Genomic DNA, 18,749 nt, shown 5'->3' on the forward strand with positions numbered 1-18,749 from the left:
AACCAGGTTCGGGGCCGCGCGGAGCGCGCGCGGTTCGTCGCCGGTTGCCGGACGGTCGCTTCGGCTCCCCGCCGGCCTGCCGGCGATGTCAGGCGCTGCGCGCCGCGCCATGTCCGGTGTGGCCTTCGGTGCCGGTCCGAGCCGAGCGCCGGTCCTTGGCACCGCGGACCTGACAGAGAGGCCGGCCACGGCCGAACGGTGCCTGGCGGGAGCGACGGCCGGCGACTGACACGGACCCGAGCCATGGGCTTGTGGCTCTTACGCGGCCGCGGCCGCCTTGTCCGGCAGCAGCAGGCCGGCCTCCGCGGCGGGCAGGGGGCGCGAGAAGTAGTAGCCCTGGGCCAGGTCGCAGCCCATCCGGCGCAGCGCGAGGAACTGCGCGTACTCCTCGATCCCCTCGGCCACCGTCGACATGCCCAGGCTCTGGCCGAGCTGGACGATCGTGCGGGCCAGGGCCGCGTCGGGGGTGGTGCCGCTGAGGCGCTCCACGAACGAGCGGTCGATCTTGAGCGTGTCGACCGGGAAGCGGCGCAGGTACGCCAGGGAGGAGTAGCCGGTGCCGAAGTCGTCGATGGCGAGGCGTACGCCGATGTCCTTGAGGCTCAGCAGGACCGCCAGGTTCTCCTCGGTGTCGGTCATCAGCACGCTCTCGGTCATCTCCAGGCACAGCCGTTCGGCCGGCAGGCCCGTCGCGGCGAGGACCTGCGCGACGATCTCGGGCAGGTCGGGCTGGTCGAACTGCACGCCGGAGACGTTCACGGCCATCGTCAGCTCGCGCGCCGGGTCGGCCGCGCCCCACGCGACCGCCTGGCGGCTCGCCTCGGCCAGGACCCACTGCCCGAGCGGGCGGATGAGGCCGGTGGACTCGGCGAGCGGGATGAAGTCGATCGGGCTGATCATGCCGCGGACCGGGTGCCGCCAGCGCACGAGGGCCTCGAAGCCGACGATGGTGCCGGTGCGCAGCTCGACCGTGGGCTGGTAGTGCAGCTCGAGCTCGTCGCCGTTCTCCAGGGCGCGCCGCAGGTCGGCGGCGAGCTGCAGGCGCTCGACGAGGCCGGTGTGCATCTGCGGGTCGTAGCGCGCGAACTGGCCCGAGCCCGCGGATTTCGCACGGTACATCGCGAGGTCGGCGTTGCGCATGAGCTGGTCGGCGTCGCGGGCGTCCGGGCCGGTCAGCGCGATGCCGATGCTGCCCTGGACGTGGATCTCCTGGTTGTCGATGACGAACGGCTCGTCGAGCGCGGCGATGATCCGGTTCGCGAGCTCGTCGGCGTCCTCGGGCGCGGCCACCGCGTCGATGAGCACGGCGAACTCGTCGCCGCCGAAGCGGGCCACGGTGTCGCCGTCGCGCACCGCCTCGCCGAGGCGCATCGCGACCTGCATGAGCAGCACGTCGCCGGCGGCGTGGCCGAGGCTGTCGTTGACCTCCTTGAAGCCGTCGAGGTCCAGGAAGAGAATGGCGACGTCCTCGCGGCGGCGCAGGGCGACCTCGAGGCGGTCCTTGAACAGGGCCCGGTTCGCGAGCTTCGTCAGGCCGTCGTGGAACGCCTCGTGCACGAGCTGGTCCTCGAGCTCCTTGCGCTCGCTGATGTCGCGCGAGTTCAGCACGATGCCGCGCACGCTGGGGTCCTCGAGCAGGTTCGTCAGGGTCACCTCGGCGAGGCAGCGGTGCCCGTCGGCGTGCGGCATGGGCACCTCGACGACCCGCGTGGCGTAGGCGGTGCCGGAGATGGCGGCGATCGCGGCCACCAGGACCGGCGCCGACTCCGCGAGCATGCGCTCGGTCAGCGCGATGCCGGAGAAGTACGACGGGTCGTAGCCGAACACGCGGCTGATGGACTCGCTCTGGTACGTCACCACGCCCGCGGCGTCGATGACCGTCACGACGTCGGAGCTGTGCTGCACCAGGGCCTCGAAGCGCTGCTCGCTCGCGCGCAGCTCCGCGGTGCGCTCCTCGACCCGCGCCTCGAGCCCGCGGGTCAGCGAGCGGTTCTCCAGCAGCGTGAGCAGCTGCCGGCCCACGATGAGCAGGATGATCGCCGAGCGGCTCCAGGACACGAACATGTCGTGCGAGCCGTGGCGCAGGACCTCGAAGGTGCTCGTGACCAGGGAGCCGAGCACGGCCAGGTACGGCAGCATCACCCCGAGCGGCTGGGTCAGCGCGTGCTCGTCCTGCTCGGTGTAGGCGGGTTCGGGCCGCCGCGCCGCGAGGAAGATCAGGGCGAAGCCGCTGAACCAGCCCAGGTCGAGCACGTTGCCGCTGCCGTACGTGTCCAGCAGCGTCAGGTACGCGTAGCCCGAGTCCGAGACGGTGAACGCGGCCAGCCCGGCCCCGACCAGCGGCAGCGACAACGGCCGCCGCCCGCCCCGCCGCAGCCGCGCGACCATGAACAGCACGATGGTGAGCACGACGACGTCGCCGCCCGGGTACCACAGCGTGACCAGCAGCCCGAGCCGGCTGTCCGCCCCCTGCTGCACCAGCGGCCCCAGGATGAGCACCCAGGTGATGAGCAGCAGCGATACGGCGATCATGAGCCCGTCGAGGATGCTGCGCGCCTGCTGGGCGAGGCTCTGGCGGCTCACCGGGAGCAGCAGGAGGCCGGCCGCGGTGAACGGCATCATCCAGAAGTACCCGGCGTCGGCGAGCGACGGGAACGGGACCTCCCGGCCGAGGACGGTCTCGTACCAGATGCAGAACGCCTGCCCCACACCCCACGACACTGACCCGGCCCCGGTGAGCGCCCAGGCCCAGCGCACGCGGCGGCTGCCGTGCCCGCGCTTTTCCCGCCAGGCCCGCACGAGACAGGCCGCCCCCGAGGCCAGGGCCGCGAGGAAGAGCGCGATGTTGGAGACGTTCTGCCCGACGAGGCTCCCGCCGGCTCCCGTGACGAAGACCGCGAACAACACGGCGGTGACTGCGGCGGTGGTACCGCACAGCACCGCGTACCCGCGCGTGGGCGCGGCGGCCCGGAGCAGGCTGTTCGCCCAGCTCGCCATCGTGCGCCCCCGATCCTGTGCCCCTGTGTTCGCGTCGCGTGCCGCCCTGATCGGGTCCGAGCTGGGCGAACTGAGCGGCGTACCCGGCAGGCAACCGTCCCGCACCCGTCCCCCGCCCCCGTCGCGTCGCGCGTCGTCGGCTCTCGGGCCGGGCTCTTGATCGCTCCTGTCGCTCCTGTCGCTCCTGTCGCTGCGGGCTCTGCCTGCTCTGCTCACCCTCGCGGCTCTTGCGTCCCTGCGCTGTCCTTGAGCTTCTCTTCCTGCACTTCTCTCCTTGCGGTGCCCTGCTTGCTCGTCCCGGTGTCTTCTCGCTCGTGATCTCGTCTCGGTGACCGCCGGCCCTTGCTCATCCGCACGCCGGCCGCACCGGACTTCCCCACCCGGCCTGAGGCAGCGCTCACCGGTCTCGCCGCCGCGCCCCCGTGACCGTCTCGGTCCTGTCGCCCCATTACCGACGCCATGCCCCGGTTTCGGGCCTTTTCGGGCACCGCCGCCCCGTCCCGACACCTCCCCGCACTCCTGGTTCTCCAGGCGCGGAATCAGCATTCGGAGGATCTTCACAGTGCGTGATGACTAGATTGCGAGACGTGTTCGCGTTCGTTGGTCGCGTTCGGCTTTGGGCGCGGTCGGTCTGAAACGGGGTACGGGATGGCTGCGCAGTCCAGGTTGAAGCCGAGGCCCAAACGCCGGCCGAGGGTCACCCGCCGGTCGGTGCGGGCGGGTCTGGCCGCGTTGACGGCCGGCGTCGTCGTATTCGGCAGTACGGCGGGCCCCGCGTTCGCGGCCATGGCCGACGGAAGCGGCCAAACCGCAGCCGGCTCAGGCACAGCGGGTGACGCGTCGGCAACCCACGGCGCCTACTCCCCCGGCGCCGCCACCCACCGAGGTTCATCGACAGCGGGTACGTCCTCAACCACCGGCAAGTCATCGTCGGGCAGGCCCTCTGGATCCCGCCGGGCAACCGGCGAAACGTCTTCGGGCACAGCGGGCGCCTCGGGCGGCACGTCAGGCTCCGGCGGCACGTCAGGCTCGAACGGCACGGCCGCCTCGAACGGCACGTCCGGCTCGAACAGCGCAGCCAGCGCCAATGGCACGGCCGGCTCGAATGGCACGGCCGGCTCCAACGGCGCCCCGGTCGAGCGGCCGGACTACGTCGCCGACGACGCCGGATCCACCGCCTCGAGCGAGGGCCGCTCCACAACCGGGAAGCGCACCGCGTCCGCGCGCACCGCCTCGAACGACACCACCCGCTGCAAGATCGAAGACACGCAGCGCAGCCAGCAGAACGCCGAAATCCAGACAGCCCGAACGAATACCGAGTGCGCGAACCCCACCACGGACGGCAACGCCGACGGCTGGGGGCAGCAGGGCGACAAGGACACGAACGGCGGCTGGGGCCGGCAGGGCACCTCCTCCTCGGGCACCGCCGCCCCGGGCAACGGCACCTCAGGCAACGGCACCTCAGGCGTCGCCATTTCGGACAACAGCACTTCGAGTAACGGCACTTCAAGCGGCACCGCGGGGAACGACGCCACGGGCAACGACGCCGCGGGCGCCGCGACGGCCGGTAACGGCGGGGCAGCCAATGGTTCGTCCACTGCAGGCGGAGCAGGCGCGAACGGTACCGGCACAGCGGGTAACGGCTCGTACACGGACTATGCACCCGGCGGGTCCACCGGAGCCTTGGGCAGCACGGACGGCACGGACGGCACGGACGGCACGAACGGCACCGTCGGGATCACCGGCGGTTCCGGGACCGGCGCGCCCGCGGGCACTAACGGTGCCGCTGGGGCTGCCGGCGCTGCCGGGGCCGGTGGCATCAACGGGTCGGCCGGCGGCCGGGCCGACCAGGCGGCCGCCGCGGCGCAGGCCCAAGCTCAGGCCCGCACGCAAGTTCAGGCCCATGCCCAGGCTCAGGCCCGCGCGTGGGCACAGGCGCGGGCGCAGGCCGCCGCGAACGGACGGCCGTACGCGGACACGAACAGTGACGCACTCGGCACCGACAAACGCGGTGCCGGGCGGGACGGTGACGCACTCCGGGCGATACCCAGCGTCATCGCGGGCCTGCTCGCGGCGACCAGCGGTGACGGCGCGGCGAGCGAGACCCTCGACGCGATCGGGCGCGGCGCCGGCGCCGGCCGCGACACGGACCGGCTCACGACCGGCGACCACCTGGGAGACGCCAATCAGTTCGGCGACGCCGACCAGGCCGCGAACGCTGGCCAGCCCCGGAACGCAGACCAGTCCGGAAACGCCGACCAGCCCGGGAACGCCGGCGACGGCGCGGCGCCGAGCGGGCCCGGCACCGGCGTGTACGTGCCCGGCGTCTCCGCGCCCGGTTTCGGAGCCCGGATCGAGGCCATCCCGGCCGCACCCTCCGGCGTGCACGTCGAGCCGCTCGGGTCCGGCATCCGGGTCACGTGGACGCACTCGGGCGAGAACGTCAATCACTATCTGGCGACCGCGTACGACTCGAGCGGTAACGCCGTCGGCAACTGCACCAGCAACGATCCGGGCGTGACGACCTGTGACATCGTCAACGGCATCCAGTCGGGCGGGTCGTACACGGCGGGCGTGCTCGCGTACGGCTCGGCGGACGCGAGCGAGCCGTCCAGCGAGGTCACCTCGGGCAGCACGGTCACGGTCGGGCCGCCCGCGGCGCCGAGCGGGGTCCACGCCGTGGGTGTGTCGCCGACGTCGCTGGCCGTGTCGTGGACGGCGTCGTCCTCGGCGAGCAGCGCGATCGACCATTACGTGGTGGTGTCGGACCAGGACGCCTCGAAGGGTTGTGTCACCACCAACGCGAGCACGCTGCACTGCCTGGTCGACACGCTCAGTGCCGACACGGCCTACAGCTTCAAGGTGACGGCGGTGGGGTCGGACCAGAACGGTGACTCGGACCCGAGCGCATCCTCGGACCCGGTCACGCCCGGTGCACCCGACGCGCCGACGAACGTGATGGCCGTCCAGAGCGGAGCCAACACGCTGCGCATCAGCTGGACGGCGCCGGCGCAGACGCGGGCCGGCGTGGCGAAGTACGTGGCGGTGGCGGTCGAGGACGCGGCCGTGACCTGCGAGACCCACGACGGCGGCAGCACCTCCTGCGACATCGGGAACCTGGCGCCGGGCGGCAACGGGTACACCTTCCGCGTCCAGGCCAAGGGCATCAACTCCAGCGGCGACTCCGCCTGGTCTGCGGCCTCGCCGGCGATCGTGGTGGCCGGGCCGCCGGACGCGCCGACGGGCGTGACGGTGACGCCCGGTGACGGCTCGCTGCTGGTGCAGTGGACGGCTCCGGTGAACCAGGGCTCGGGCATCGACGGCTACACGGTGTGGACGGCCGAGGACCACACGCTCACGTGTGGGCCGGTCGACGGCACCCAGCATCAGTGCACGATCACGGGCCTGACCAATGGCACGCCGTACACGGTGCAGGTCGCGGCGGTCGGCAGCGGCAACGCCGGCAACTCGGACTGGGCGTCGGCCACGGCGGCGACCCCCAGCAGGGCCCCGGAGGTCCCGGGCAGCGTGACGGCGACGGCGAAGGCGGAGTCGATCTGGGTAGCCTGGACGCCGGGCGACCCGGGTTCGGGCGTCGCGAAGTTCCGGGCGACGGCCACCGCGCACGGTGACACGAAGACCTGCGAGGCCGCGGCGACCGCGACCGGCTGCCTCATCACGGGGTTGACGGCCGGCACCGAGTACAGCGTCACCGTCCAGGCTCTCGGCCAGTACGGCCGCGACTCCCAGTGGGCGCCCGTGACGGCCGCGACCCCGGCGGCCCTGACGGTGCCGGCCGATGTGCCGCCGAGCGCCGGGCACGTGGACAGTTCCAGCGGCACCGACGTGGCCCCGGGCGAGTCGATCACGCTGAGCGGCACCGGCTACGCGCCGCATACGACGATCACCGTGGTGATCTACTCGGCGCCGCAGACGCTGGCCACGACGACGACCGACGGCAGCGGCGCGTTCAGTGTCTCGGTGACGGTTCCGGCCGGGTACGCGGGTTCGCACACGCTGGTCGCCTCGGGCGTGGACAGCACCGGTACTCCGCGCTACCTCACGCTGGGCGTTGACGTCACCGAGCACGCGGGCGGCGTGCCGGCCCACCCGGCCGCACCGGTCGGTCACGATGGGACGACGGACGGTTATGCGAGCGCGAGCGACACCACCGGAAGCCTCGCCGTGACGGGCGATCCGATCGCCAGCATCGCGATGTTCGGCCTGTGCCTGCTGCTGGCCGGCCTCGCGTTCGTGACACTGTCGCGGCTGCGGTTCGCGGTCGACGCATCCGCGGGCGGCTCGGACCGGGCCGCGTAACCGAAGCCCGCGGAAAGGAACCGCCCGGGCGGGAAGAGACGACAGTGAAGGCCGGGCGGAAAGCACACCGCGTCAACGATGCGCGGCCCAGCGCCAGCGGCGACGGCGACAGCGACGAGCGCGGCAAACGGCGAGCGCGGCAAACGGCGAGCGCGGCAACGGCGACGACGCCGCGGCGAGGAGCGCGGCAACGGCGACGACGGCGGCGGCGAGCGCGGCGGTGGCAACGGCAACGGCAACGGCAACGGCAACGGCAACGGCAACGGCAACGGCAACGGCAACGGCAATCTGAGCAGACAGAGGGGGCGCCCGTGCTGGGCGCCCCCGGTTCAGCTTCCCGCTTCGGCGTGGAACCGTTCGACGATGTCGGCGCGAATCCGGCCGCGATCGGAGACCTCGAGCCCTTTGCTCTGCGCCCACTCGCGGATCGCCCGGTTCTGCTCCCGCTCCGCGCGGGCCGACAGGACCGGCCGGCCGCCGCGCCCGCGCACCGGCACGGGAGCCGCCGGCGCCCGGCCGAGCTTGGTCGCGGCCGCGACGAAGGGCGCGAGCGCGTCGCGCAGGTCGGCAGCGTTCTTCGTCGACAGATCGATGGTGTACTGCACGCCGTCGAGGCCGAAGCTGAGGCTCTCGTCGGCGAGGCCGCCGTCGAGGTCGTCGATCAGCTCATGTATCACGCGTCTGGCCATGGCGTTGCTGCCCTCCGAGAAGAATACGGGGAGTGAAATTCCGCAGCCCGCACCGCGCCGCTAGAACCGGTGAAATCGGTCAGACGGGCAGTGAGAGGCACGGAACGGTCGTCGCAGCCTACTGCAACGCTCACGGAAGGCAACCGGCGCCCTCGATGCCCGCACCCCGCCTGACGAGCCACGCGACCACGGCGAGCACCAATCCCGTCGACGCAACGTGACGGTCCCCACATCTGCGGACGCCCGTCTAGCCGGTGACCGAAGGTGACTTCACCACCACAATGAGAGAAGTCGCGGCGGTCCACGCAGCGTGACGGCCGACAGCCGAGCACCGCAGCACACCGCCGGCCCGCTGCCGCGCTTCGCGCGAGTCCGGGCGGGCACGACCGGGCGGCGCCACAGCCGGCACAGCACACCGCCGACGGAACAAGTCGGCCGGGCAAAGCGGCGCAGGCGACCAACGGCCACCGCGCGCCGGGAAGCACGCAACGCGGCTGCGCGACTACGCGCCAGGGAGCAGGGGCCGAACACGGCAAGGGGCACAGCACCACCCCGCAACGGAAGGCCGCCGGACCGCATCAAGCGAGCCGAGAGACGACCTGACATGCGAAGGGCTCGCCCACCGCGCCGAAACAGCGCGGCGAGCGAGCCCGGCGACGACCGATCAGACGGCGGCGGCCCGCGCCCGCTGCGCCTCGCGCCGCTCGACGAACCGCGCGGCCTGCGCATCGAGGTCGGCCATGAACGTCGCGAGCTCGTCGCGAGCCGCGGCACCGTCCCCGGACAGATCCCGTTCGAACGCGCGCACCTGCCGCAGCACCGGCGTGAGCACATCGTCGTGGTGCAGCCGCAGGTCGTAGATGCCGGCCTTCGCGATCTGCACGGACTTGCGCCCGAAGTTCTCGATCGTGTGCCCGGGCATCTGGAACGACGTCGCCACCCTGGTCAGCGCCCGCATCGTGGTGTTGGGCGCGAGGTCGAACGCCGCCTGGAGCAGGTTGCGGTAGAAGATCATGTGCAGGTTCTCGTCGGCGGCGACGCGGGCGAGGAGCTGCTCGCACACCGGGTCGCCGGAGATCGTGCCGGTGTTGCGGTGCGACACGCGGGTCGCGAGCTCCTGGAACGAGACGTAGGCGACGGATTCGATCAGCCCGTCGTACGAGTTGTGGAAGCCGCCCTCCATGTGCGTCATCCGCGCCCGCTCCAGCGCGACCGGGTCGACCGCACGCGTGGCAAGCAGGTAGTCACGGATCGCGATACCGTGCCGGCCCTCCTCAGCGGTCCACCGGTGCACCCAGGTCCCCCACGCTCCGTCACGGCCGAACACCGTGGCGATCTCGTGGTGGTAGCTGGGCAGGTTGTCCTCGGTGAGCAGGTTGACGACGAGGGAGATCCGGGCGACCTCGGACAGCTTCGACTGCCCCGGCTCCCACGCCTCGCCGCCGAGCACACCGTCGAAGTTGCTGCCCTCGCTCCACGGCACGTACTCGTGCGGGAACCACTCCTTGGCCGTGGCCAGGTGGCGGTCGAGGTTCGCCTCGACGACGGGTTCGAGCTCGCGCAGCAGCACGAGCAGGTCGGTGGGTTCGGCCGGGGTCACTGGGCCTCCGATTCGTAGACGGCAGGAAGGGGTGCGGTCCCGCCCAGATGCGCGGGGAGCCACCAGGTGTCATCGGGGCCGTCGGGCTGCTGCGGGTACGACCGCTGCGCCTTTTCGAGCATCGACGTCATCCGCGCCCGCAGTTCAGCGGTCACGGAGTCTTGATTGTCGCGCCGTTGGGGGCGAAGGGGCTCACCCATGATGATGCTGATCGCGACGCCACGCTTCGTGAGGTTACGGGGCTGCCCCTTGGTCCAGAAGCGCTGGGTGCCCCAGAGCACCATCGGCACGAGCGGGGTGCCGGTGGACGCGGCGAGCCGGGCGGCGCCGCTCTTCAGGTCCTTGATCATGAACGACTGGCTGATCGTCGCCTCGGGGAACACGCCGACGACCTCGCCGGCCTTCAGCGCGGTGAGGGCGGCCTTGTACGAGGCCATGCCGGCGTCGCGGTCGACCGGGATGTGGTGCATGCCGCGCATGAGCGGGCCGCCGACGGGGTGCCGGAAGATCGAGTCCTTGGCCATGAACCGCACGAGGCGCTTGGACTTGCGGGCGCCCAGGCCGCAGAAGATGAAGTCGAGGTACGAGATGTGGTTGCAGGCGATCACGGCGCCCCCGGTCGCGGGCACATGCTCCTCGCCCTCGATCGTGATCTTCATATTGAGCGCGCGGAACATCGTCCGCGCGAACCCGATCACCGGGGGGTACACCACATCAGCCATGCACTAACGCTAGCGGTCATTCTGTGCGCACACCCGGTACCCTGCCTCAAGACCATCTGACTTCCCAGGGAGTTCACAGTGCAGGACGAGGTGCTGGAGCCCGCCGCGCCCGCGAAGCGAACCGACGACGACGCGAAACAGGACGCGCCCGACGTCGAGGTGGAGGTCGTGATCGTCGAGGAGCCGTCACGCTTCGGCAAGCCGGGGCCGCCGATGCGCCGCTCGCCGCTGATCATCGGATTCACCGCCGGGCTCGGCCTGCTGCTGGCCTACAGCGCCTATCTCGCGGTCCAGAACGTCCGCGCGATCCTCATCCTCATCTTCATCGCGATGTTCCTGGCCATCGGTCTGAACCCCGCAGTCGTACGGCTGGTGAAGTGGGGCGTGCCCCGCGGGCTCGCGGTCGCCGCGGTCGGCATCGGCGCGATGCTGGTGCTGTGCGGCGGCATCGTGGCGCTCATTCCGCCGCTGGTGCAGCAGAGCAACGACCTGGTCGAGAACCTGCCCCACTACATCGACAATCTGCAGCGCAACGACCAGCTGAACAAGCTCAACGACGACTACCAGCTGCTCGACCAGCTCAAGAGCGTCGCCACCGCCGGAAACGTCACGAAGGCGCTGGGCGGGGTCTGGGGCGGCGTCCAGGTCGCGTTCTCGGCAGTCTTCAACATCTTGACGGTCATCATTCTCACGCTGTACTTCATGGCCGCCTTCGACCGCCTGAAGGAGGGCGGCTACAAGCTCGTCCCCGCGACCCGCCGCGAGCGCGTGCGGCTGCTCGGCGACGAGATCCTGGCCAAGGTGGGCGCCTACCTGGGCGGCGCGCTGGCGATCGCGGTCGTCGCGGGGCTCTCGTCGTTCGTGTTCCTGCTCATTCTCGGGATCGCCTATCCGTACGCCCTCGCCGTCCTCGTCGCCATCACCGACCTCATCCCGCAGATCGGCGCGACGCTCGGCGCGGTCGTGGTCTCCATTGTCGGGTTCGCGACGTCGCTGCAGGCCGGCATCGCGTGCGTCATCTTCTTCGTCATCTACCAGCAGGTCGAGAATTACCTCATCTATCCCACGGTGATGCGCCGCGCCGTGAAGGTCTCCGACCTCGCCGCCATCATTTCGGTACTCGTCGGCGTGGCCCTCATGGGCGTGGTCGGCGCGCTCATCGCCATTCCCGTCGTCGCCGCGATTCAGCTCATCTTCCGCGAGGTCGTCATTCCGCGGCAGAACGCGCGCTGATGTTCCGAGAATGCTGATGTTCTGAGAATGCGGAATACAGGTACACTTCGGCCATGCACGACGAGCCGGCCCGCGGACCCCTGGCCTATCTGGCCCGCCCGCACCGCCCTGCGCTCGTCGCCCGCACCCTCGATGAGCTGCGCGGACCCGTGCGCGGCATCGTCGAGCTGCCGCAGCGGCTGATGTGGAACCCGCAGCGCGCGTTCGACCTCGACAACCACGACCTGCTGCTGTGGATGTACGAGAACGTCCTGCGCGAGGCGATCCGCCACGATGAGCTGCGCCGCTTCCTCAACAAGAAGATCCTGGTGCGGGTCTGGCCGGAGCTGAACCTGCCGCAGGGCGTACGCCACGCGTGGGAGGCCCGCCACGCGGCCCTGCGCAGCCGGTGACGCCGTCGCGACGCCCAGGATCGTCGGCTTCCACCACCGGCGGCGGTGCGTCGTCTCCGCCGGCCGGCACAGGCGATCCTGCCCGTCGTGCTGCCGGTGACCTGGCCGTGATGGCGCGGTCGGCACGTTCACCGTCACGCGCGGAGGATGCAGCCCCGGTCCGCCCGTCCGCCCTGCCGTCGCCCGGCCGCAGCCCTACGGTGCAGTGCGCTCCGCGCTCTCGCCATCACAGCCGGTATCCGCGACCGCCTCGACCGGCAACGCCCGCATCCGGTGACGCCAGGTGATCCCCTTCTACACCGATGTGGCCCGAGTCGCCCTGGCCGTGGCCGAACGGCACGGCTTCGTCCTGGGCGGCGGCTTCGCCTGGCTCATGAACGGCCTGGTCGAACGCCCGACCGAGGACGTCGACCTCTTCACCGACACCGACGGCGCGGCCGGGGCGGCCGCCGACGCGGTCTGCGCGGCTCTGCGCGAGGCCGGGTACACCGTCCACGAGGAGGAGGCCGACGACCTGCTGGAACTGTTCGCCGGCTTCGACCAGCGGGAGTTCACGGTGGGTGACGGCACGCAGACGGTACGGCTGACGCTCTCCCGCCTGGACCGCCAGCACAGCCCCGTGATGATGGACGTCGGCCCGGTGATGCACCTGGACGACCTGATCGCCACGAAGGTCGCGGCGCTGATCAACCGCCGCGAGGTACGCGACTACATCGACGTCGCGGCGGCGATGGAGCGCTACTCGGTGGGCCGGCTGCTCGAATTGGCCCGCCGCCAGGACCCGGCCCTGGAGTTCGACGACGTGGTCGCCGCGGGCCGCTATCTGGACCGCCTCGACGACGGACGGTTCGCCTTCTACGGCTTGGACGAGCAGCGCATCGCCGCCCTGCGCCAACGTCTGCGCGCCTGGCCCCGCTGACCGGCTGCCGCACGAGCCGCGCTGTTCTACGCCCCGGCACAGCCCTACGCCCTGCACCACCGTCCGCGCGCCCGGCCCCGCCCTGACCAGCACCGCCGCACGAGCCGCGGCGCCCTACACCACCGTCCGCGCGCCCGGCCCCGCCCTGACCAGCACCACCGCACGAGCCGCGGCGCCCTACACCACCGTCCACGCGCCCGGCCCCGCCCTGACCAGCACCACCGCACGAGCCGCGGCGCCCTACACCACCGTCCACGCGCCCGGCCCCGCCCTGACCAGCACCACCGCACGAGCCGCGGCGCCCTACACCACCGTCCACGCGCCCGGCCCCGCCCTGACCAGCACCACCGCACGAGCCGCGGCGCCCTACACCACCGTCCACGCGCCCGGCCCCGCCCTGACCAGCACCACCGCACGAGCCGCGGCGCCCTACACCACCGTCCACGCGCCCGGCCCCGCCCTGACCAGCACCACCGCACGAGCCGCGGCGCCCTACACCACCGTCCACGCGCCCGGCCCCGCCCTGACCAGCACCACCGCACGAGCCGCGGCGCCCTACACCACCGTCCACGCGCCCGGCCCCGCCCTGACCAGCACCACCGCACGAGCCGCGGCGCCCTACACCACCGTCCACGCGCCCGGCCCCGCCCTGACCAGCACCACCGCACGAGCCGCGGCGCCCTACACCCCCGGAACGGCCCCCGCCCTGCACCACCGTCCACGCGCCCGGCCCCACGCTGACCAGCACCGCCGCACGAGCCACGCCGCTCGACGCCACCGGAACAGCCCCCGCCCTGCAGATCCGTGCCGCCGGAACGGAATCAGACGGGGCTCCGCCATCCGAACGGTGACGTGTTTTGATCATCACGGAGCGCTCAACGCGCGGCGGCCGTTGCCATCACGTGCGCAAAACCCCGCAGCGTCCGGTCAACCTGACGGGTCGCCGCCTGCCCAGTGGTGGTGAGGTACGCGGACCCCGTCACCTCCATCCGCTCCCGCCCGTTGCTCCCCAGCACCCGGGTGATCAGCACCTTGCCGACCCCGTCAACCTGCATCACAACCGGATGAGCCCGGTGCTCGCCGAGGTTGCAGCGGTGACCCCTGGCGCACCAGGCCGGGTGCTCGTACGGACCCATGCACGACTTCCTTCACAGCGATCAGCAACGATTGACACCCCCGACGGTACGCACGCCTACCAGCACGAACTACGGATTGTGACGCGCACGACCACAGCGTCACCGGTTCGGGCGAAGGATCCTCGTGAACCACGTCACGCACCCGTCGTCAGCGCGCGGCGACCGCTACCGTTGCCGGCTTGCATGGCGCCACGGGCCGATGACGGCAGGACGGTAGGCGGGGAAACCGCCCGTGCCCCAGCCTTGGGCAGCGAGTCACACGCGAGGCGTCAACGCACACGCGAGGCGTCAACTCGGCCCGTTCTCGTGCCGCCACTGTCCGACAAGGCCGCGGAAGTGCGCGACGAAGCGCTCGTGCTCGTGCTCCGGATAGGTCGCGCGGACGGTGCTCACCAGGAGGTCGTCGAACTCCGCGGAGGCGACCCACTCCGCGACGAGCTCGGGGACGTGCCGCAGGGCGGTGTCGCAGAACTCGCGGTAGCGGTCGACGTCGAAGTACTCGTCGGCGAGCGCCCGGTAGCCGCGCAGCTTCTCACGGTAGTCCGGCGTGTTGTCGCCGATCTCGAAGTAGCGCGCCGAGTCCATGTCCAGCCGGGGACGCCGGCCGGTCACCACGCAGAACGCGGACCAGCGCAGCAACGCCGTCATCGCCCACGGGAAGTAGTAGTGCAGACTCGTCAGCGCGACATCCGGGCAGGCGTTGGCGTAGTCGATCGGATACACCACACCGTCACGTACCAGGCACTCGCAGGAGTTGAACTCCCAGCGGAAGAACGCGTTGACGAGCCTCGAGATCGTCACGACCTCGTCTCCCACCTCGTCGGTGAGGAACCCGTGCGCGACCTCGTACCGCTCGTGCATCGGCAGCGAGGGCCGGAACTTCATGACCATCGTCTCGGGGCCGACGGACAGCGACCGCGTGAACACGTCGTAGTGCTCGACCGACTGCTGCAGGTGCATGAGCCGCTCGCCCGACTGGTCGTAGGCGGCGTGCAACTGTTCGCTGTCGGCGACACGGGACACCCCGACCCAGGCGCCGCCGTCGTACGGCTTCATGAACAGCGGGTACCCGAGCCGCTCGGCCACGGCGTCGAGGTCGAACGGGCGGTTGTAGCGCTCGGCGGTGTACGCCCACTTCGCGTGGTCGACCGGGTTCTTGTAGGGCACGAGCACCGTCTCGGGCACGTGCAGCCCGAGCCGCATCATGGCGCAGTAGGCGGCGTGCTTCTCCATGGACTGGAACGTGAACGGGCTGTTGAGCAGGTACACGTCGTCCATGAGCGCGATCTTCTTGAGCCACTCGCGAGGGTGGTAGTACCAGTAGGCGAGCCGGTCGATGACCAGCTGATGCGCCGGACGGTCACGAAGACTGAACGTTTCGATGGTCACCCGCTCGGTCCGCAGCCGATGCCGGCTCCCATCACCAGCCGTGATCGTCCCGAGCCGTTCAGCAAGCGTCTCGTACGCTCGCGGCCAGTCCTGCTCGGTCCCGAGCAGCAGCCCGACGAGGTGCTCCCGCACGCCTTCCCCGCCGCTCTCCCCCGCCGCCATCGCATCGACCCCGCGCTGCCGCGGGACGCCGCCACTAGACCACACGCCGGCCCGCGCGTCGCCTACTGCTGGGGTCGCGACACCCGCACTCGCCGATGCCGCGGCAAGAGCCGACCCTCCGTCGCGCTCGGCAGGCGCACCCCCCGAGGCCCTAGCAGGAACTGACACTCCGTCGTGCACGGCAGGAACCGAGACCTCGTCGTGCACAGCAGCAGCACTCCCCGACGCCGCAGCAGGAACCGGCACTCCGTCGTGCGCGACAGCCGCACCCCCCGAGGCCACGGCGAGAACCGGGACTTCGTCGTGCGTTGCAGGAGCGCTCCCCGACGCCGCGGCAGGAAACGGCACTCCGTCGTACGCGGCAGGAGCACTCCCCGAGGCCACAGCGGGAACCGCGACTTCGCCGTGCACGGCAGGAACCGGCACTCTGTCGTGAGCCGCAGTCACCGACAGAGACAGCGTGGCGTCGAGCCCGAGCGGCGCGGATGCATGCGCCGTCGTCGCCTGGCGCGATGACGGGCTGTTGATCAGGTCGCCGGCCGCAGGTGACAATGCCGGTCCGGACGCCACCGGCGGCGCCGGCTGCGGGTCGGCCGCCGCAGGCGAAGCGGGGTCCACCAACTCCGATATCAACGATGCCGCGAGCGGCTCAGCCGTCGCGGACGATGCCGCGTGCGCCGAGCCCGACCGCAACAATGCCGCGAGCGGGTCGGCCGCCGCTGGCAATGCGGCAACTGGTGCGTCGGCCGGTGCTGAGCTGGCCGCCGCCGTTCGCAACGGGGCCGCCTGCGCGTCAGCCGCTGCTGGGCCGGTCGGCGCCGCATTCCAAGGTGCCGCGAGCGGGTCAGCCGCTGCCGTTGGCGCCGGGCGCGGCGATGCCGAGATGGTGACGGTGGGTTCCGGAGTGGTCATCATTGACCTCCCGCAAGAGGCGGTGCAGATGGGGATCGAGTGCGTCACGCCAGGTGGTCATCGAGTGACCGCCCGGCACCTCGAGCAGTGGCACCCCGAGGCGGGTGGCCATCGCCCGGTTGTTGAGCAGGTTCTCCTCGTCCCGGCCGCACGTCAAGACAACGCGGCATCCGACGGGGCGGGCGCGCTGGACGAAGGCGAGGATGCGGCGAAACCACGGAAAGTCCGACTCCTGCGGGTCGAGCTCGGCGGTGAAGTAGCTCCCGGACTGCAGGAACAGCCCGGCGAAGCTGCCGGGATAACGCATCTCGGCGTGCAGGAGGGCGAGCGCGCCCAGGCTTGCGCCAAGAGCGACGACAGGGCCGGGCGGCAGGTTCGGTAACACATCGTGGACGAGGGCGGCGGCGTAGGCGGGATTCGCCGAATACCACTCGTTGCGACTGCCCGGCGACAACAGTGCGACGTGCTCGTGGGGGAACCGGGTGGTCAGGCCGGCGACTCGCTCGAACTCCGGGCCATCGTGCGCCAGCAGTACCGTGCCGCTCGCCGGACGTGCCGACGGCGCCACGATCCGCGACTGGATCGTCACGCGGGAGTTACGGGCCACTCACGCACCATAGGACAGGTGATCGCTCGGCGCAGGGCTCGCGGGCAAGTCACGCACCGCACGGCAGGTGATCGCTCGGCGCAGGGCTCGCGGGCAAGTCACACACCGCACGGCAGGTGATCACTCGGCGCGGGCTCGCGGGCAGACTCTCGCGCATTGCAGAGCAGGGCACGGCAGGCGAGGTGGGCGCGGATACGTCCGGTGTGGGAGCCGAGGAATCACGGAGAGGGAGTCGGCGAACTCACGCGCCGAACGGCAGGTGATCGCTCGGTGCTGGACTCACCGGCGACGGCGGGGCCTCGGGCATAACGAGCCACAGGATCGGGTACGCCAGGACGGCCACGCCGCCGGTCAGCAGGATGGACAACAGGAACACGGCGCGAACCATGGTGGGGTCGGTGCCCAGGTACTCGGCGATGCCGCCCAGCACGCCGGCAACGGTCCGGTCGGCTCGCGATCGGCGAAGCCGCTTGATTTCGGTCATGTCTGCAAGGTTGCCCGCCGAAGTGCCCCGACGACCTCGGGTGACGCCCGGAGGTACCCCTGAGTCCTCACCCCGACGGTGCCACGCCGTGCCGGCATCGCTACCCGCAGCCCAGCCCTGACCGGGCCACCCGCTGCCCAGCCCTGACCGGGACACCCGTTGCCCACGCCTGACCGGGCCACCCGCTGCCCAGCCCTGACCGGGACACCCGTTGCCCACGCCTGACCGGGGCACCGGTTGCCCAACCCCGACCGGACCACCGGCGAACCAAGAGGTCGTTGTGCGGCTCGGCTGACAGATCGTGCCGGTCCGGCATTCGCGGCCGGGCGGACTCGACGTGCACGCTTGGTGAGCGGGGGTCGACGGAGGGGAAGAATCGATGCCGGGCTGATGACGAGGTACGCAATTGGTTGTTGCGTACCGGGCGGGACACCGCGGACATCTCTACCCTGGCCCGCATGACGACCCCACCGTTGGAAGAGCCTCCCGCCGCCTCCCCCGAGCCCGATCCGAACATCGGCGAGCTCGTCGAGCTCGAGCGCAGCACTGTGACCGTCGCCCGGTACGCGGACTATGCCGGTGCGCAGCAGGCCGTCGACTACCTGTCCGACAACGGGTTCCCGGTCGAGCGGACCGCGATCATCGGGACCGACCTGCGCCTCGTCGAGAACGTGCTCGGGCGGCTCACCGTCGGCCGTGCCGCGCTGGCCGGCGTCGCCAGTGGGGCCTGGTTCGGGCTCTTCGTCGGCATCCTGTTCACGCTGTTCAGCAACTCGAGCTGGATCGGCGTACTGCTCACGACGATCCTCGTCGGGGCGCTGTGGGGTGGCGTGTTCGGGGCCATCGCGCATGCGCTCACCGGCGGGAGGCGGGACTTCACGTCGCGGAGTTCCCTGCAGGCCGGGCAGTACGCGGTGACGGTCGAGGCCGAGTTCGCCGACGAGGCCCGCGTGCTGATCACGCGGCAGAACTGGCGCGCCGCGAACTGACCCTCCGCATCCACGAGGTTGCGCGTCGCATCGGCGCGCAACCTGTGGAGGCGAAGCCCTTCGGCCGCGACCACCGCCCGCCAAAGGACTTCGAAGGTCCGAAGCCACCGTTCGGCGCCGGAGCCGCCCAGTGGGTCGAGGGCACATAGCGGCCGGAGCGTGCCGTCGCCGCCCATAAGGCCGAAGCAAATAGGAGCC

At 71.2% G+C, this 18,749-nt stretch carries 13 protein-coding genes; 5 read left to right on the top strand and 8 right to left on the bottom strand.

The genetic code is table 11. From position 1 onward, the window contains the following. Nucleotides 1-258: 258 nt before the first annotated feature. Nucleotides 259-2,997: a putative bifunctional diguanylate cyclase/phosphodiesterase gene (locus ACQP1P_RS24490; RefSeq protein WP_433072900.1), complete on the bottom strand. Its 2,739-nt coding sequence runs from the start codon at nucleotides 2,995-2,997 to the stop codon at nucleotides 259-261. A gap of 711 nt (nucleotides 2,998-3,708) precedes the next feature. Between ACQP1P_RS24490 and ACQP1P_RS24495 the strand changes: the two genes are divergently transcribed. Further along, nucleotides 3,709-7,317, top strand: coding sequence for a fibronectin type III domain-containing protein (locus tag ACQP1P_RS24495; protein ID WP_433072902.1), 3,609 nt, complete (start codon nucleotides 3,709-3,711; stop codon nucleotides 7,315-7,317). A gap of 329 nt (nucleotides 7,318-7,646) precedes the next feature. On the opposite strand, the gene ACQP1P_RS24500 is transcribed toward ACQP1P_RS24495, so the two are convergent. From ACQP1P_RS24500 to ACQP1P_RS24510, 3 genes are all read right to left on the bottom strand, one after another. After that, a complete protein-coding gene (locus tag ACQP1P_RS24500) occupies nucleotides 7,647-8,006 on the bottom strand; it encodes a histone-like nucleoid-structuring protein Lsr2 (RefSeq protein ID WP_433072904.1) in 360 nt (119 codons plus the stop codon). Nucleotides 8,007-8,670: 664 nt separating this feature from the next. Beyond that, nucleotides 8,671-9,606, bottom strand: coding sequence for an acyl-ACP desaturase (locus ACQP1P_RS24505; RefSeq protein WP_433072906.1), 936 nt, complete (start codon nucleotides 9,604-9,606; stop codon nucleotides 8,671-8,673). After that, the gene (locus ACQP1P_RS24510) at nucleotides 9,603-10,328 is read right to left on the bottom strand and encodes a lysophospholipid acyltransferase family protein (RefSeq protein WP_433072908.1); all 726 of its coding nucleotides are present in this window, start codon (nucleotides 10,326-10,328) and stop codon (nucleotides 9,603-9,605) included. Before ACQP1P_RS24510 ends, ACQP1P_RS24505 begins: the two co-directional genes overlap by 4 nt. A 159-nt stretch (nucleotides 10,329-10,487) precedes the next feature. Here ACQP1P_RS24510 and ACQP1P_RS24515 point away from each other — a divergent pair, with 159 nt between their 5' ends. From ACQP1P_RS24515 to ACQP1P_RS24525, 3 genes are all read left to right on the top strand, one after another. Further along, nucleotides 10,488-11,561: an AI-2E family transporter gene (locus ACQP1P_RS24515; protein WP_433090112.1), complete on the top strand. Its 1,074-nt coding sequence runs from the start codon at nucleotides 10,488-10,490 to the stop codon at nucleotides 11,559-11,561. A gap of 53 nt (nucleotides 11,562-11,614) precedes the next feature. After that, nucleotides 11,615-11,953 carry a hypothetical protein gene (locus tag ACQP1P_RS24520; RefSeq protein WP_433072910.1) on the top strand — a complete coding sequence of 113 codons (339 nt, stop codon included), beginning with the start codon at nucleotides 11,615-11,617 and terminating at the stop codon, nucleotides 11,951-11,953. 283 nt (nucleotides 11,954-12,236) lie between these two features. Continuing rightward, on the top strand, nucleotides 12,237-12,872 hold the full coding sequence (locus ACQP1P_RS24525) for a nucleotidyl transferase AbiEii/AbiGii toxin family protein (protein WP_433072912.1): 636 nt from the start codon (nucleotides 12,237-12,239) through the stop codon (nucleotides 12,870-12,872). Nucleotides 12,873-13,747: 875 nt separating this feature from the next. Here the strand turns inward: ACQP1P_RS24525 and ACQP1P_RS24530 are convergent. The 4 genes from ACQP1P_RS24530 to ACQP1P_RS24545 all read right to left on the bottom strand — a co-directional run bounded on the left by ACQP1P_RS24530 (nucleotide 13,748) and on the right by ACQP1P_RS24545 (nucleotide 17,562). Then, nucleotides 13,748-14,008, bottom strand: coding sequence for a hypothetical protein (locus ACQP1P_RS24530; RefSeq protein ID WP_433072914.1), 261 nt, complete (start codon nucleotides 14,006-14,008; stop codon nucleotides 13,748-13,750). A 288-nt stretch (nucleotides 14,009-14,296) separates the two neighbouring features. After that, on the bottom strand, nucleotides 14,297-15,559 hold the full coding sequence (locus tag ACQP1P_RS24535; protein ID WP_433072916.1) for an ATP-grasp domain-containing protein: 1,263 nt from the start codon (nucleotides 15,557-15,559) through the stop codon (nucleotides 14,297-14,299). A gap of 844 nt (nucleotides 15,560-16,403) precedes the next feature. After that, nucleotides 16,404-17,078 (bottom strand): alpha/beta hydrolase, encoded by a 675-nt coding sequence (locus ACQP1P_RS24540; protein ID WP_433072918.1) that lies wholly within the window; start codon nucleotides 17,076-17,078, stop codon nucleotides 16,404-16,406. Between the two features lie 241 nt (nucleotides 17,079-17,319). After that, nucleotides 17,320-17,562, bottom strand: a complete 243-nt coding sequence (locus ACQP1P_RS24545; RefSeq protein ID WP_433072920.1) for a PspC domain-containing protein — start codon at nucleotides 17,560-17,562, stop codon at nucleotides 17,320-17,322. Nucleotides 17,563-18,020: 458 nt separating this feature from the next. Here ACQP1P_RS24545 and ACQP1P_RS24550 point away from each other — a divergent pair, with 458 nt between their 5' ends. Continuing rightward, complete coding sequence (locus tag ACQP1P_RS24550) at nucleotides 18,021-18,551, top strand: general stress protein (RefSeq protein ID WP_433072922.1); 531 nt, start codon at nucleotides 18,021-18,023, stop codon at nucleotides 18,549-18,551. Nucleotides 18,552-18,749: the final 198 nt, after the last annotated feature.

The sequence above is a fragment of the Dactylosporangium sp. CA-052675 genome (assembly GCF_050947935.1).
Taxonomy (GTDB): Bacteria; Actinomycetota; Actinomycetes; order Mycobacteriales; family Micromonosporaceae; genus Dactylosporangium.

Coding starts and splice junctions, on each gene's coding strand:
- ACQP1P_RS24490 (WP_433072900.1), bottom strand. CDS start 2,997: ATGGCGAGCTGGGCGAACAGCCTGCTCCGGGCCGCCGCGCCCACGCGC.
- ACQP1P_RS24500 (WP_433072904.1), bottom strand. CDS start 8,006: ATGGCCAGACGCGTGATACATGAGCTGATCGACGACCTCGACGGCGGC.
- ACQP1P_RS24510 (WP_433072908.1), bottom strand. CDS start 10,328: ATGGCTGATGTGGTGTACCCCCCGGTGATCGGGTTCGCGCGGACGATG.
- ACQP1P_RS24520 (WP_433072910.1), top strand. CDS start 11,615: ATGCACGACGAGCCGGCCCGCGGACCCCTGGCCTATCTGGCCCGCCCG.
- ACQP1P_RS24530 (WP_433072914.1), bottom strand. CDS start 14,008: ATGGGTCCGTACGAGCACCCGGCCTGGTGCGCCAGGGGTCACCGCTGC.
- ACQP1P_RS24535 (WP_433072916.1), bottom strand. CDS start 15,559: ATGGCGGCGGGGGAGAGCGGCGGGGAAGGCGTGCGGGAGCACCTCGTC.
- ACQP1P_RS24545 (WP_433072920.1), bottom strand. CDS start 17,562: ATGACCGAAATCAAGCGGCTTCGCCGATCGCGAGCCGACCGGACCGTT.
- ACQP1P_RS24550 (WP_433072922.1), top strand. CDS start 18,021: ATGACGACCCCACCGTTGGAAGAGCCTCCCGCCGCCTCCCCCGAGCCC.